This window comes from Methanosarcina sp. DH2 (genome assembly GCF_020804225.1).
Classification (GTDB): domain Archaea; phylum Halobacteriota; class Methanosarcinia; order Methanosarcinales; family Methanosarcinaceae; genus Methanosarcina.
The window spans coordinates 195,850-211,489 of record NZ_WJBI01000012.1 but is presented as its reverse complement, the minus strand read 5'-3'; the positions used below and the strand labels follow the sequence as shown (position 1 = coordinate 211,489).

Sequence of the window (15,640 nt, the reverse complement as noted above, 5' to 3'; positions counted from 1 at the left end):
GGCAGGAAAATGGAAGAAAGCAGCTGGTACGTAAAAGCCTGCAAAACTACAGCAAAGCAGTGGGGATGGACTGTTCCCGATCCCCAGGCTTTTAGCAGGAAATGTGAAAAAAGTGTGAGTCCTGAGTACAGGGATGCCCTCAGATTTACAGGTTTTGACCTGGAAGCTTATGAGACGGTGCTATTTTCTTATGTGGGGACATTTGTAACCTTAATTTTGCTGCTCGGGATAGACCTTTTCCTGCTCCTCTCCAGGAGTTTCGATCCAAAGACTCTTTCCATTATGGGAATCCTGACTCTGATCATTCCGCTGGCAGTTCTCTGCTACCTGAGCGAATATGTGAAAATAAAGGCAGGATTTATGAAAATATCCTCCCTTGGAGACATCCCTGAAATCTTAAGTTATATCATCATGTCAATGAAGCTGGTCCCAAACCTCGAGCATGCCGTGCTGTTTGCAGCCCGAAACTCGGAGAAGCCGCTTGCAACTGATTTGAAAAAACTGACATGGGACCTGAATCTGAGGCTCTACAGCAGCATGGACGATGCCCTTCTCTCTTTTGCCGACCTGTGGGGCAGAAATAGCGAATACTTCAAACGTTCCCTGCATCTGATCAAGAGCTCCACAGCCGAACCCGATGAAGCCCAGAGGGTAATTACTCTGAACAGGGCTCTCGATATCAGTCTTGAAGGCACTGAAAGCCTGATGGAGTCTTTTGCCGAAAAGCTAAAAACCCCAAGCTATGTACTTTATTCGATCTTTATCCTGATCCCACTTGCCCTGGTCGCTCTCCTGCCTGCGGTCACGGTTGTAGGGATGAAACCCGAGATTATAGACCTTGTCCTCCTCTATGACCTTGTTTTTCCCGTCCTTGCAGCAGTCTACTCAGAATATATCCTGATGCAGAGGCCTGCTGCCTTTATCCCCAGGCAGATCCCGGATTCCCATCCTGACCTTGCAGACATAAGGCAGAAAAAGCGATTTGCCATACTATCCGGAGCCCTGGTCTGCGTTCTGACCGCTCCTCTGGGATATCTTCTTCTGGCTTCTGGAAACCCCGGCGGAATAGTGTCTACAACTCCTCTCGGAGGATATCTCCTTCCAGCCCTTCCTTTAGTTGTAGGCGGCACTGCAGGGCTCTCAATTTATCTGTACTTCTCATCTATTCCGTATAAGAAAATAAGAGACCGGATAAAACAGATGGAACAGGAATTTGCAGACTCCCTCTTTGTGCTCGGCAGGAGGATCTCGGAAGGAAAAGCACCTGAAGAAGCCTTTGCCCATACTTCAAGGACTATGGAAGGCTCGAAAATCGGGGAAGCCTACGAGGAAATTTCCATGAACCTGCTCAGCATGAGGACGAATCTCAAAGATGCTATTTTTGACGAAGAATTCGGGGCTTTCAGATATGTTTATTCGGAGAGGATAAGGAACACAATGCTCCTTTTTACGGAAAGCGTCCATAAAAATCACGAAGCTGCTGGAGCTTCAATTGTTAAGCTTGCAGACCACTTAAAAGAACTCAGTGCCGTAGAAGAGCGCATAAGGCGTTCCCTCTATGACGTTACATCAACAATGCGTTCTACTGCTGCAATTTTTGCTCCCCTTATTGCAGGAATTACGCTTGCCCTTTCCGAAGTTATTACAAAAATTTTAAACCAGGTAGCAGAAAGGGTAAGCAGGGTACCCGCAGACCTGTCCGGAATGCCTGTCGAAATCAGTCCCGAAAGTTTTTCCCAGTCTATTCCTCCGGACCAGTTCCTGCTCGCAATTGGAGTTTACGTTATCCTCATCAGTGCTATCCTCACACGCTTCGCAGGAGCCATAGAATATGGGGGAGAACGGGAGCAGCTGAAGTACGATCTCGCCTGCATGCTCCCGATTACAGTCCTTATCTTTGCGGTCTCAGCTGCTGCTTCAAGGATTGTTTTCAGTGGGCTGGTGTGAAATGGAATTAAAGTTTCCAACAGGTGGTCCTTGAGATTTCAAGCTACGACGGTGACGTAGTTCGACTTTTTCATCGTATTACTACTTGCTTTATCTGTTAATGTTAAAGTAACGTCATATACACCAGGACCAGTAATGTGTGCGTTGCATTCATGGCGTGTTTTGAATTGACGTCGTCGCCAAAGTCCCAGAGCCAGGAAATAGGGGCCGGGCCAGTGCTGGTATCAGTAAATAATACAACTAGAGGTGTCGGACCCGAAGTAACGTTTGCAGAGAAATCTGCCAATGGCACACTCGGGTCTGTTACCGTGATATAATTATGTTTTGTTATCATAGACTGTCCGCCAACGTCATATGAGTGAAGTCTAACAGTATATTTTCCCGGTTTGCTGTACGTATGTACAGGAGTCCTGTTACCCGAATATGTTCCATCTCCAAAATTCCATTCCCATCCATACGCATAATCTCCGGTAATAAATAGTACTGTAAGGGGTGCAGTTCCGGATGTCACATTTGAGGTAAAATTATCAGGGTAGATAGGATAATCATCAGCATTGACAATTACATAACCGTGTTTAGATAGTGTATCACTGTCTATCTCATTTCCTACAGTCAATGTAACTATATATCCACCTGATTCATTGTATATATATGTTGGATTTTGAGCTGTCGAAGTGACACCGTCTCCAAAGTCCCAAAGCCATGATGTAGGCGATCCTGTGCTGTTATCGATAAATGACACGGTTTCATTTATGAGAAGTGATCTTGCATAGATGCCAGCTTGATACACCTCTGGAGAAAAAAAATCTGCTACTGGTGCTTGTGGAGGAGTGACAGTAATACAATTTGATTTATTCAGCGTACTACTGCCTTGGGCATTGGTTACTGTAAGACTAACGTCATATGTCCCCGGTTTTGTGAATGTATGTGTAGCTGTTTGAGCATGCTTTGAGTTAATACCGTCTCCGAAGTCCCAATACCAGGATGTGGGAGTTCCACCACTGCTATTATAAGTGAATAATACTGTTAACGGCATATTTCCGGATTTAGATGTTATATTAGTAGAGAAAGAAGCAAAAGGCATTGCAGGTTTGGCTGAGAAATCGTACGTATAGATGCTGCAATAGTACATATTTTCCCTGTCATTACGATAATCTTCCCACACTATCCTGTCACCGTAAATAGCAGGACATGATGCTGATCCGCTGGTAGTAATCTGAGTTTCCTTATTTGTGGAGAGATCATACATGTAGATATCCCAGTTTCCATTGCGATGGTCCTGCCACACTATTCTGTCACCACAGAGAGCAAGATTCCTGCCAGCATAGATAGCATGATGGTCCTCATGTGATCCATTGAAAGTTATCTGAGTCTCCATAGATGTGGAGAGATTATACAAGTATATGTTGTTATTTTCCATGTATACAATCCTATCATCGTAGACTTTAGGATTCGATGCTGATCTATTGGTTGTAACTTGAGTTTCAGTGAAAGTCGATAGATTATACATGTAAATATCACCATATTTCCATCCATAGCGATAGTCCTGCCATACTATCTTGTCACCGTAGATAGCAGGGTTCTTGGTTGATCGGTTAGTTGTAATTCTAGTTTTATTGCAGGTGGATAGATCATACATATAGATGTCCTCATTTCCATCGCTCCAATCTATCCATAATATTTTATCACAATAGATAGCTAAAGAATACTTTGCTCCCTGGTTTTCTAGGTCAGGAATCGAAAGCAAGGTTTTGTTATCAGTAGAGATATTATACAAATAGATATTTTGTCCTCCAGATTCCCATACTATTTTATCGTCATATATAATGGGAGATGAATAAACTGGATCTATGGCGATCTGTTTCTCTTTGCCTGTAAGTAAATCTCGTATGTAGATACTTCCATCGAAGTAGCTATCCAACCATATGATTTTATTTTCATAGATAGCTGGGCAAAAACCTCTCTCGTCGTCTGAAGTAATCCGAACCTCCTGTCCGGCTGATACCATAGTTGAGATTAATAACAAAAATAGAAAAGCTAGAGAAATAGAAAAGCATCTAATTTTCATTTATTTTACCCCCAATATATCATCCATAGAGATCAAACAATTTTGAGCTCCACTATAATAATGATAATTAATTACTGGTTTTAATGTATTTGTATTAATTTATATTACTTTTTTATTTAGTTACATCTTATTAAATTAATGAAATATTCAGTAAATAAATAGTCACCTATGAATCAACAAATTTTCTTGTTAGATTCACACAAATAAAATAATAGAAGGAAGAGTGTACTCCTGATGGATAGTATCCGACTGATGTCGAAATTAATGTCAATTTGCGACTATCGTTTTATTGTGGGCAAAAAGATTAGATGCAGTTGAAGTACGACCTTGCCTATATGTTTCAAATTACAGTTCTCATCTTCAAGTTCTCAGCTGTCGCTTCAAGGGTTATTTTCGAGGGGCTAATGTGAGATTGAATAGTTAACTGGAAAATAACTGGAAAAATGGAGTAAAAAAGCCAAGAAGTAGCTGAAAAAATAAAAACGTAAGCTGAGAGGGTTAATTCCCTCTCTGTTTATCACATCAAATCTAGCATTCAGTCTTCTTTTTACTTTCTTCTATACAGGAACACCACAAGCAGGCCGGTTAATCCGCAAATAGTTCCAAAGCCCGGCGCGCTCATACTTTCTTTCGGACCGGTTTCCTGTCCAGCTTCAAGTCCTTCGCTTCCCATATCAGTTTCATCGACAGCCCTGGTCTCTGATTCAAACTTTACTCCAGTTTCAGTTTCTTCTGAACGGCTTTTTGTCTCTCCTGTAATAGCAAAAGAAGAGAATTCCGGGATTTTGGCTGTGAAGTACAGGAATTTGTCATCTTCTCCTGATTTATCGGTTGATAATTGCTCCCATTTTTTATCACTGTACTGGTTCAGAGTGATAGAGGTCTGATCTATATCTTTTTCCTGCATCCATGACTTTTCAACCCTGAAGCAGACTTCAGAATTTTCAATGTTCTTTGAAGTTGCAATTCCGCCATTTCCAACCCATATATTAAATGATTTGTAGACTTCTTCGGAGGGCAATTCTGAAACTATGGAGGATTTTTCTTTCAGCATCTCGGCAATGGCTGTGGTTTTACCCATAGTCCTCTTTGCATCAAAGCTTGCATATACAACACAGGTTGCATTCTTTTTGAAATCAAATCTCGTCTCTTTTCCGTTGGTAATGAAGACCTGGCAAAGCTCTTTCACCTCAACGTTTTTTGCAGGCTCGGGAGAACCACCGCCACCACCGCTTCCGCCACTGCTGCCGCTGCTCTTGCTGCTGCTTCCCCCACTGTTTGAGTTACTGTCACCGCTCGAGCTGCCTTTCAGTACATTTATTGTAGTAACTTTATAAGAGGTGCCATTTGCATTGGTTATTGTCAGATTAACGAAATACGTTCCCGGAACTGTATATGTATAAACAGGATTTAGATCGCTGGACTCAGGCTTCCCGTCATTATTAAAGTCCCATACCCTTGATACTGCATTCTCGGAAAGGTCACTAAACTGCACAGAAAGGGGGGCGTAACCTTCGGAAACATTCATGCTGAAGTTTACAATCAGGATGTCAAAATCTGGAATAGTCGGATCTTTGACTGTGATATAATTGTATTTTGTTATTATAGACTTGCCGCCGCGGTTATCCATAGATAATGTTACTGTGTATTTACCTGGTTTTTCATATGTGTGTGTTGCATACGGTGTTGCAGAATCGTTAGCATCCACTACATAAGTCTGAACTGTCCCGTCACCAAAATCCCATTCACGCCATATAGGATAATTTGGAAGTTGTGCATCCAGATCATCCAGAAATGTTACTGTTAATGGTGCCTTTCCTGATGTTACATCAGATGAGAAATATGCAGGAGTTGCGGCTTCATCCTTTATTCCCATGAGCACATAACCGTATTTGCTTATCGTATGGCTACCATTAGCATTTTTCACGGTTAAGTTAACAGTATACCCGCCTATTTTTCCGTATGCATGAGTGGGATTCTTCTGTGTTGATATGTTTCCGTCCCCAAAGTCCCAGAACCAAGAAGTCGGCAAGCCTGTACTGTTGTCAAAAAATGAAATAACTTCATTTTCAAAAATTCCCTGATCATTAATTCCATTCAGCACTCGCTCAGCTTCCGGAGAATAAAAATCGGCAACGGAAAACACCATTGCAGAGGGTGATGTGACTGTGATATACCCGGGTCTGGTTACGGAATTGTTACCGGCGGAATTCGTTACCGTTAAAGTAACGTTATATGTTCCCGGACTCGTAAATGTATGAGTCGCATTCATGGCATGTTTGGAATTGATGCCATCCCCGAAGTCCCAGAACCATGAAGTAGGAGTTCCACCAGTGCCGGTAGAGGTAAATAACGCAACCAGAGGTGCAGCTCCGGAAGTTACGTTGGCTGTGAAGTCAGAAACAGGTAATACCGAGTTGTACTTAGCTGTTAATGGTAGATAGTCGTAGTTCTTTTCAGATATTGCATAAGCTGAATCTGCAATACCGTCTCCATTTGCATCAATAGCAGTCTGAGAGAACCCGGTTCCATCCGGCTTTGCCCAGTAATTACCTCCAATATATGGTCCACCAATTATGTTTGTACCTTCAGTGAGTGAGCTGTTCCAGACATATGTGTCTTCATAGTCTCCAAACTTCACATTCACTGTGTTGTTGAAATAATTGTTATAGGCTCCTTTAGATTCTAAAGAACCAGTCACTTTAAGCCCACAGTCTGAGCAGTAGGTTATTTTATTTCCAATTAAATTTGCACCGCCAGTTTCTCCGGCCAATACCCCTACACCACAATTTGTAATTTCGTTGTTTTCGATATCATAAGATAAGCCAGAAACATGTATTCCGACTTCACAGTTGCTTATTTTGTTACCACTAATGGGTGGTACATTTCTTTCATCGTAAACATAGATTCCTGTTGAGCAATTAGAAACTTCATTATTTGTTATTTCATTGTAATCACCACAACAGGCTACATCTATACCATAGCCAGGAGCACCACCTGAAATCCTGTTAGCACCACCTGAAATCCTGTTTTCAGATATAACAATACCAGAACTTTCAGATGTTACAACAACACCCCCATTTTCAATAATGTTGTTTGTTATATGGCACATATTATTCCTGTAATATTGATCATTGCCTAACATTAAATTGACAACCGTAACAGGACCATCTATATTAAAACCAGTTAGGGTTATACCAACATTGCTTAGAATGATAGTTGCCACAGTGCTGTCTGATGGTTCAATAAACACGTTATTTGTTTCTGGTTTAATTGTTAGCCTTGCTTTTGAAACATTTATGTTTTCAACATAAGTTCCAGGTTTTATTATAATTACATCTCCAGCTTCTGCACCATCTATAGCTTCCTGTATTGTAGAAATTTGTCCACTTCCGCTGCCCACTATAATATCTCTTGCCGATACTGTGGATGGTACTCCCATCAGGAACACCAAAGTAAAAACTATAAATAGAGTTTTACCCTTCACTTTATCTCCCCCACATAGATTTTATCTTTCAAAGCTAAAATAGTACATCCTGTACTATCGATATTATTCGACCCACACTATTAAATTACTTTGAATTAATATATTTACATTTCTTTAAATGTAAATTATATAAGATTAATTACACATCCTATAAATAACCAGACATGTCCTCAATAATAATTCTGTAAGTAAATTCCTTCTGACCTTTGCTACTTACCAACTTTGATTCAAAACTAGAGTGGTCGAAGAAAGAGATGTGTAAAAATGTAAAAAAATCAAAGTTGCGCTGGCGCACCCCGCTGCAAGCAACGGGGTATGTTCGCGCCACCGCTCCAAATTCCGTTAAAGGAGATAATATCCCTAAACAATTTAGTTTGAGCAGAAGTTAACAACCAAAAAATGGGATTGATAAATCATATTATCATTAACGGTTACCGGGGAAGTTTTCCATCCCCGCAGCAAGCTAGCGGGGTATTCGACTGAAATAAAGTTAGAAACATGGGAAAGAAGGTAAATAAAAAAGGAAGAACCGAAAAAGAGGAAGAAATCTAGAACAGGAAAATTAAGAAAACATGAGATGAACAGAGAAGAAAGCACACGAAGTGCAGTTCAAACTATCTCTGCTACTTTCTTTTTAGATGCTTTAAAAGCTTCATTTGCCCTTGACTCGGTAAGGCCGGCTCCCATTGCAATTTTAAGGGCGGTCTCATCTGTGATCAGGTTCTCAGGTGCATGGGTATCGGTGTTTACCACAAGAGTTGCGCCGATTTCGAGGGCAAGCCTTGCAACATGCCCGTTAGTCCTGTTGTGTCCGTTCCTTGCAGTGATTTCAAGAAATACATTGTTTTCTGCCGCAGTCTGGACATCTTCTTCGGAGATCAGGCCTGGGTGAGCTAGGATATCTACATACTCACAGGCAACCGAAGCTGCGTTTGTTCCGGGGGCAACAGGCTCGGAGATGGTTTCTCCGTGAACGACCACAATTTCCGCGCCCAGTTCTTTTGCTTTCTTTGCCAGGGGAGCGATTTTTCTCGGAGGGACGTGCGTCAGCTCGACTCCGGGCAGGACGCGGATATCCCATTCATTTTCCAGGTATTTTGCTTTCTTTGCAGCATCAAGAAGCTGTTCGAGGTTTGTATAGTCTGCATGGTCGGTAATTGCGATTGCCTCGTAGCCGTGGATAACGGCCCGCCGGACAAGTTCACTGGGGAGTAGTTCCCCATCACTGAAAATAGTGTGAGTGTGAAGATCAATCAACTGGGATCACCGTGTTTGAAACTCGTTTTTATATGTTATTGTTTGACTTTTTTGACTGCTGAATTATATAGATCACTTAGTTCACTTATTAACCGAACTCCCTAATAAAATTACTCTGGCTTCTCGGATTTTCCAAGCCTTTCTATGACATCTGCAAAAGCAAAATTCGGCTTGACATCAGTTATACTGATCTTTACCTTTTCTCCTACCTCAACTTCCTTTACGAAGACCACAAAGCCTTCAATAAGCACTGCCCCGTCTCCACTTGAGCCGAGATTCTCGATATCCACAACGAATTTATCTCCTTTCCTGAGGGGAGCTGTAAGGAATTTCTTTCCTATAACGTAAATCTCTGCACTCTGCGACCTGGACGCTTGCGGGGAGTAAGCCTTGACGTGGACAAAGTTTTCTCTGACTGTGCTCAGGTAATCGTTGAACATGTCTCCCTGAAAGACCTTAACCACAAACTTCCCATTTGGCTTGAGTATTTTCTTTGCACACTCAAGTGCTGAGGTGGCAAGCTCGATTGACCGCGCGTGGTCGTAAGACCAGTTACCTGACAGGTTGGGAGCTGCATCACAGAGCACCACATCAGCGCCTTTAGCCCCGACAATCTTGATAATCTTCTGTATTGTCGAATCAGCGTTTATGTCGCCCTGAATCGTCTCGACTCCTTCAATAGGGTCTATCCTCTGCAGGTCCACACCAAGAACCTTCCCTCCGGAAAGCTCTTTTGCAACCTGAAGCCACCCGCCCGGAGCCGCACCCAGATCAACAACCGAGTCCCCTCGATTGATAATTTTATGTTTCTCATTGATCTGTTTGAGCTTGAAGGAAGCCCTGGACCGGTATCCATCCTCTTTTGCCTGGTGATAATAATAATCTCTTCTATCTCTTGCCATTGCTACCTTCCCTGCACTGAAAGCTCATATAGCTTGCGCAGAAGTCTCTTAGCTTGCGTAAAAGTCTTTTTATTGACCTTAGGAACGTATAATCCTGATCAGAAAGATATAATTTTCTATTAAATATATAATTTATGATATTTTAACACGCAGGTAATCTCCGATTAACTGATTTATACTGTTCAGGAATCTCTGAAAATGAGACCTTCCTATTTAGGACCCTCCTGCTTAGGACCTTCCTGCTTATATTTTTCACTCCACCTTACATAGCTAAAACCGGCACTCCAGTCAGGTAAGAAAGAACAGCCATCTACCCAAAGGAATACCCTCTCATAACGTTTATAACGGAAACTGATTTTAGATTCGCAGAAGGACGTCTCCACCAGCTTGTCTAATGAGTAGCCGAAAAAAGAGGAAAGAAATAGAGGGCAGGAAGAAGAAGAGACTAAAAAGCAAAAAACAAGATAGAAAAGCAAAAAAAAGCAATAAGAAGTAGTAAAAAGCGATAAAGATAGACGTGAAAAAAGTAGTTCTCACGTGATTTAATTCAGTATTTATTGCATTTCCAACAGGTTTTTCATATCACTTTACTTTCTGGCTTTTATTTTTACCTTTTTTCTTTTTTTGAGGCATACCTTTCTCCTTCGTCGAGAATGACAAAAAATGTTCAATTCAGTGAATAACGTTGCACGGGTTAGAAAAGATCCGAAATATCTTCAATTCAGTCTTCTTAAGCAAAGTTCACTGCTATAACTTATAAATTAGTCCTCCTGAGCTCAGCCTATTGCTACACTTATAACTTAGTCCTCTTGAGCGCAGCGAAAAGGACCGCGTACTCCCGAGGCGCAATTCGGGCGACACAACGCGGATGATTAGGAAATGATGCTTCAGAGCAAATATCTTCTACAGCTCAAAACCGTTCTGAGAATTTCCTCACCACCCGTTTTCTCAACCTTAATATCAGTCGGTTTTTCGATTATCTCAAAGTTCAGAGGGAGGCGCTTCTGGGCTTCCCTTATAAGCTGGGAATCTCCGCTCATGATGACGCAATCTATTCCGGGATTTTCTTCGAGTACTTTATCCAGGGCTTCAAAGACCTTGTCCATATGATGGGCAATGTCCTCTTCCCTGAGGCGTTCAAAACGGCGCTGAGAAAAGCCTCCTTTGCTGTGTTTTTCCTTTACACTGCTTTTGATGAACTCTTCCGTATCAAAGACCCGGGCATCGGGAGCAAAACCTATGAAAGACTCGCCTGCATGCAGGACAAGGACAAGCATGCGGTAGTCCTTATTCAAAATATCTTCAAGGAATGAGGTTTCAAAATTATTTCCAAGCTGCCAGGATGAAGAAGGGACTGGAAAAGGTGGGACAATAGCTTCGCAAATCATGCGGTGAATATCATAGAAGAGTATAAGACCAGTTTCCGGATCAAGCCTCTCAAGGAGAATAAGGGATTCTTCTCTTACCATATCAAGAACCTTTTCACTCAGTACGCTTGAAAGGCGTGCGCCTGGAAGCAGGTAAGCAGTCAGAAGATCGTCTGAAGGAGCGTGGAAGGAACTGATTTTGGAAAGGTAAGCTCGAATAGCCGAAGGGCTTAGAGTTTCAACTCCGCGAAACTCCAGTTTATCAGGGGCTTTTTCCCTGATTGTTTCAAGCTCATGCGAAAGGGTCTGGGTCCGGACAAGCTCCTGATTTAACCGAGATTCGGCTTCCTGCCTGTCCGCAACTGCTTGCCTCGCAAGGGCTTCTCTCTTTTCAAGCTGGTTTTTCGTACCCCGAAGGTCAATTTCGAGTTCAACTATCCTGGAGTTGAGCCGGTCAACCTCAAGTTCCAGCCGGCCTTTTCCGGAGATTTTCCCAATAATGGTGCCCAAACCTTTTTTTCCATCTGCGGCAACTTCTCTCTGTGCAGTTTTTTTATCTGTCATCTGCCTTCCTGCCCTTTCTCATAATATGTTATCCAATCCAGGAAACTCCCAAAAGCAACTGGACTGTATAATATTAGTAATACCTTATTAATTGTGCGAATTACCGTACCGGCGCTATAAGCCAGTCTATAAGCCAGTTATAGGCCACGGGAAACAGTACTGAAAATATTATATAATTAATACCGTATTTATGACACATAATAAATATTAAACTCCCGGCTATACCTGATAATAAAGCTATATTTCCTGCAAAACTTACCAATAAAATGCAGTCTCTATCGAATTTAACCGTTCTTATATTTCGAAAGTTTTAAGAATATCATATTTAATGTCACTGTGATTTCAGGATTTTTTTCAAAAAAGTGAGCTCATTTCCATACTTAATTCTTATCGATTACTTCGGTGCCTGAATGAAAAAACCATTGAAAGAGTCTCAAAAGCAGGAGGATCAAATGAATCCTTGCCAGAAAAATCCAGACGCTTCCGCACTGGAGCCTGAAAACTCAGGTCAAAACAACTCAGGTCAAAACAATTCAGGTCAAAATGAATCTGATGGAGTAAAATTAGAGGACTGGATGGACAGGCGAAACCCCGCTCGGAATAAGGCTGAAAAAATCCACCCCACCCTATGGATACAGGGACAAAGGAGTTCTTCCCTTGCCGGAAAAACGATTGTCCTTGGTGTTACAGGGAGTATAGGAGCAGTCAGGGTAGTTGAACTCGCAAGGGAACTGATACGGAATGGGGCAGAAGTCCATGCAGTCATGACTGAGGCTGCAATGCATATCCTGCACCCTGACGCCCTGCACTACGCTACCGGGAACCCTGTTATTACGGAACTCGGAGGCAGGGTGGAGCATGTTGAGTTCTGCGGGTTTAAAGGCAGAGCAGACCTTCTCCTGATAGCACCGGCAACAGCAAACACCATAGGAAAAATCGCGTACGGAATAGACGATACCACGGTTACCTCTTTTGCGACAACTGCTCTTGGCTCCGGCATTCCTGTAATGATTGTCCCGGCAATGCATGAGTCCATGTACAGGCATCCGGCTGTAACTGAAAATGTAGCGAAATTGAAAAGCTGGGGAATCTCCATGGTAGGCCCGAAGTTCGAAGAGGGCGTTGCAAAAATCGCCTCGAACGAAGAAATAGTGCTCGAGGTAGAAAGGGTTCTTGGAAATCGGAACCTGGTAAACCGGAAGGTAATTATTACAGGCGGCTCCACAGCCGAAAGCCTTGACCCTATCCGCATCCTCACAAACCGGGCTTCCGGAAAGACGGGCAGGGAACTTGCCCTTGAAGCTTACCGCAGCGGAGCTGATGTAACCCTGGTGCACAGGGACAGGCTCGGGATTACAGGGATCAGGGAGATCTTTGCCGAAAGCGCCGCAGAAATGACCGAATCCGTGCTCATGGAGCTGCAAAATGGGTATGATGTCCTGATCAGTTCTGCAGCAATTGCAGACTATACAGCCGAACCTTCTCCGGATAAAATCAAATCAGGAGGAGAGTTTGTACTCAAACTGAAGCCCACTCGAAAATTGATAAAAGAATGCAGGGAAAAATACTCTGACCTGGTGATCATAGGCTTTAAAGCCGAGACAGGCGTTGGAAGGGAAGAGCTCCTTAAAAGAGCAGCTGCAACCCTCGAAGGGACAAAACTCGATATGATCGCAGCAAACGACGTCGGAAAAGGTGGAATGGGCACTGAAGAAAATGAACTTTACCTGCTTGGGCGGAGAAAAGCCGAAACCAGGCATGTCACCGGAAACAAGCGCAAACTTGCAGCCTGTATCCTTGAGGAGGTAACCGGGATTTTAAACTCACGACAGGTTCTCTGACAGACCTGATCGATTTCTGGAAATTAAGACAAACTAACCGGAGCCGGCACAGTACCTGATCTGCTGTATCGGCTGATTCTGCAAATTGTCCTGCGCAATTTCTACAAAACAGAAATTTCTACAAACAGAATTTCACAAAACGAAAATGAACTTTGAAAAATAGTTTAAACAACAAAAAAGGCGTTTTCTATGTATACATACGAGAGTGAAGGGGCAGACTTTTTAGCAAAAGCATATGCTCCAGGTCATATTACAGGTTTTTTTCAGATCCATGAGCATAACGACCCTCACCATAAAGGATCTACCGGCTGCGGAATTGTCCTAAACGCAGGAGTTACGACCGAGATAAAGGCTGGAAAATCCGTGGAAAAGACCGAGATTTTCCTCAATGGAAAGAAGGTTGAAGGCAAAACCACCCGTACGGTGGTAGATATGATGGCCGATGTGCCTGTAAGAGTAAAAAGCTGGGCAGAAATCCCGGTAGGATGTGGATTCGGAGCCTCGGGAGCAGGAGCTCTCGGTACAGCTTACGCTCTTAACAGAGTGCTTTCCTTGAATAAAACAGTAAAAAGCCTGACTGAATATGCTCATGTAGCTGAAGTCATTAACTGCAGCGGGCTTGGGGACATTGCAGCCCAGTCCAATGGCGGAGTGGTGATCAGGCTGCAGCCCGGAGGGCCCGAATTCGGAAGTATAGATCGAATTCCTGCTCCTGAAGCAAGAGTTTTCTGCATTGCACTCGGGGAAATTTCTACAGATTCTATCCTGACAGATGGAGCTGCAGTAGGAAAAATTAATTCTGCAGGAAAAGCCGCAATGTCCGAATTGCTTAAAAAACCCACTCTCGAAAACTTTATGCAGCAGGCAAAAGACTTTGCCAGCAGTACGGGTCTAATGAGTAGTACGGCAAGGGATGTAATTGAGGCTGCAAATGCAAGCGGAGGACTTGCTTCTCAGGCAATGCTTGGAGATACGGTTTTTGCAATCGCCCCCTACAGCCAGGAGTTCCCGCTCTATGAAGCACTTCAGGAATTCGGGCAGGTGCTGGAATATGGCATCAGTACCTGCGTACCGAGATTACTTTATGACTGAGCTTCAGGTGAAGCTCTTTTTTTAGCTTTTATTTTTGAATATTTTGTACAATTCCTTTATGATAATATATCATGCGTTTACGTCATGCACCGATGCTTATCAGGCTCTTACCCTGTTACAAAGTCTTCTGCAGCTTGGGGTCAGAAAGCATCCGAAAACAATTATTAGACAAAAAGAGCTGAAGGAGGCTCTCCGCGGAGAAAGCACCCACAACTTAAATAGTATCGGAATAAAAAAAGGTACTGAGCCGCACAAATTGCCCGCATCTCAGGGCAGAGGCCTTAGAGTTCCAAATCAGAATGTAATACGAGATTAATCTGACAAGCAAAAAGGTAAGCGACATTTATGACTGATATACCCCAAGACCACCCGAGGTATGAATCCCTGCTCGCCCGTGAAAAGGTTGCAGCCGGGGTAAAAATGGGAATTACAAGTATCCAGGGACTTATTGCCCAGGGAAGAGGAGAGAGCTTTGATTACCTTATAGGCGAGCGAAGTACCGAATCTGCCCTGTATGCGGAAAGAGCTGCAGTTGCTGCACTACTTCTAGCAGAAAACCCGGTTATTTCTGTAAACGGTAATGTCGCAGCCCTGGCTCCTGAAAAAGTCGTTTCCCTGGCAGATATTACCGGAGCCAGAATCGAAGTAAATCTCTTTCACAGGACCGACACGCGGGTACACCTCATTATAGAACACTTGAAGGCAAACGGAGCTTCTGAGGTGCTTGGAAAGAATCCGGACTCAAGCCTTGAGCTCTCTCACGATAGGAGGCTTGTGAGCAGTAAAGGGATCTATACTGCGGATGTTGTGCTTGTTCCCCTTGAAGATGGGGATCGCTGTGAAAAACTTGTAGAAATGGGAAAGACTGTCATAACAATCGACCTGAACCCTCTTTCACGGACCTCGAGAACTGCCACAATATCAATTGTAGACAATCTTACAAGGGCTCTCGGAAATATGGCAAAACTTGCACAAGAAATGAAAAAGGAAAAGAAAGAAGAACTTGTGGCATTGATCACGACTTACGATAACAAAAAAGCCCTCTCCGGAGCGATTTCCGAAATTCAGGAACATCTCAAGACCATGGTTGCAGAAGCAGAATATTAAAGGTAGAA

At 43.0% G+C, this 15,640-nt stretch carries 9 protein-coding genes; 4 read left to right on the top strand and 5 right to left on the bottom strand.

The genetic code is table 11. From position 1 onward, the window contains the following. Positions 1-9: 9 nt before the first annotated feature. A complete protein-coding gene (locus FXV91_RS13685) occupies positions 10-1,947 on the top strand; it encodes a hypothetical protein (RefSeq protein ID WP_229391218.1) in 1,938 nt (645 codons plus the stop codon). A gap of 103 nt (positions 1,948-2,050) precedes the next feature. On the opposite strand, the gene FXV91_RS20115 is transcribed toward FXV91_RS13685, so the two are convergent. From FXV91_RS20115 to FXV91_RS13650, 5 genes are all read right to left on the bottom strand, one after another. Beyond that, positions 2,051-4,015 (bottom strand): PKD domain-containing protein, encoded by a 1,965-nt coding sequence (locus FXV91_RS20115; RefSeq protein ID WP_275948902.1) that lies wholly within the window; start codon positions 4,013-4,015, stop codon positions 2,051-2,053. A gap of 547 nt (positions 4,016-4,562) precedes the next feature. Continuing rightward, the gene (locus FXV91_RS13665) at positions 4,563-7,502 is read right to left on the bottom strand and encodes a PGF-pre-PGF domain-containing protein (RefSeq protein ID WP_229391215.1); all 2,940 of its coding nucleotides are present in this window, start codon (positions 7,500-7,502) and stop codon (positions 4,563-4,565) included. 609 nt (positions 7,503-8,111) lie between these two features. Further along, the gene (locus FXV91_RS13660) at positions 8,112-8,759 is read right to left on the bottom strand and encodes a histidinol phosphate phosphatase domain-containing protein (RefSeq protein WP_229391213.1); all 648 of its coding nucleotides are present in this window, start codon (positions 8,757-8,759) and stop codon (positions 8,112-8,114) included. A gap of 110 nt (positions 8,760-8,869) precedes the next feature. After that, the gene (locus tag FXV91_RS13655) at positions 8,870-9,661 is read right to left on the bottom strand and encodes a 23S rRNA (uridine(2552)-2'-O)-methyltransferase (RefSeq protein WP_229391212.1); all 792 of its coding nucleotides are present in this window, start codon (positions 9,659-9,661) and stop codon (positions 8,870-8,872) included. 887 nt (positions 9,662-10,548) lie between these two features. Beyond that, on the bottom strand, positions 10,549-11,592 hold the full coding sequence (locus FXV91_RS13650; protein WP_229391209.1) for a Vms1/Ankzf1 family peptidyl-tRNA hydrolase: 1,044 nt from the start codon (positions 11,590-11,592) through the stop codon (positions 10,549-10,551). A 575-nt stretch (positions 11,593-12,167) separates the two neighbouring features. Between FXV91_RS13650 and coaBC the strand changes: the two genes are divergently transcribed. The 3 genes from coaBC (at position 12,168) to FXV91_RS13635 (ending at position 15,632) form a co-directional block, all read left to right on the top strand. Then, a complete protein-coding gene (coaBC, locus tag FXV91_RS13645; protein ID WP_229391255.1) occupies positions 12,168-13,433 on the top strand; it encodes a bifunctional phosphopantothenoylcysteine decarboxylase/phosphopantothenate--cysteine ligase CoaBC in 1,266 nt (421 codons plus the stop codon). Between the two features lie 189 nt (positions 13,434-13,622). Then, the gene (locus tag FXV91_RS13640) at positions 13,623-14,525 is read left to right on the top strand and encodes a pantoate kinase (RefSeq protein WP_229391208.1); all 903 of its coding nucleotides are present in this window, start codon (positions 13,623-13,625) and stop codon (positions 14,523-14,525) included. A gap of 345 nt (positions 14,526-14,870) precedes the next feature. Beyond that, on the top strand, positions 14,871-15,632 hold the full coding sequence (locus tag FXV91_RS13635) for a 4-phosphopantoate--beta-alanine ligase (RefSeq protein WP_229391206.1): 762 nt from the start codon (positions 14,871-14,873) through the stop codon (positions 15,630-15,632). The last annotated feature ends 8 nt before the right edge of the window (positions 15,633-15,640 follow it).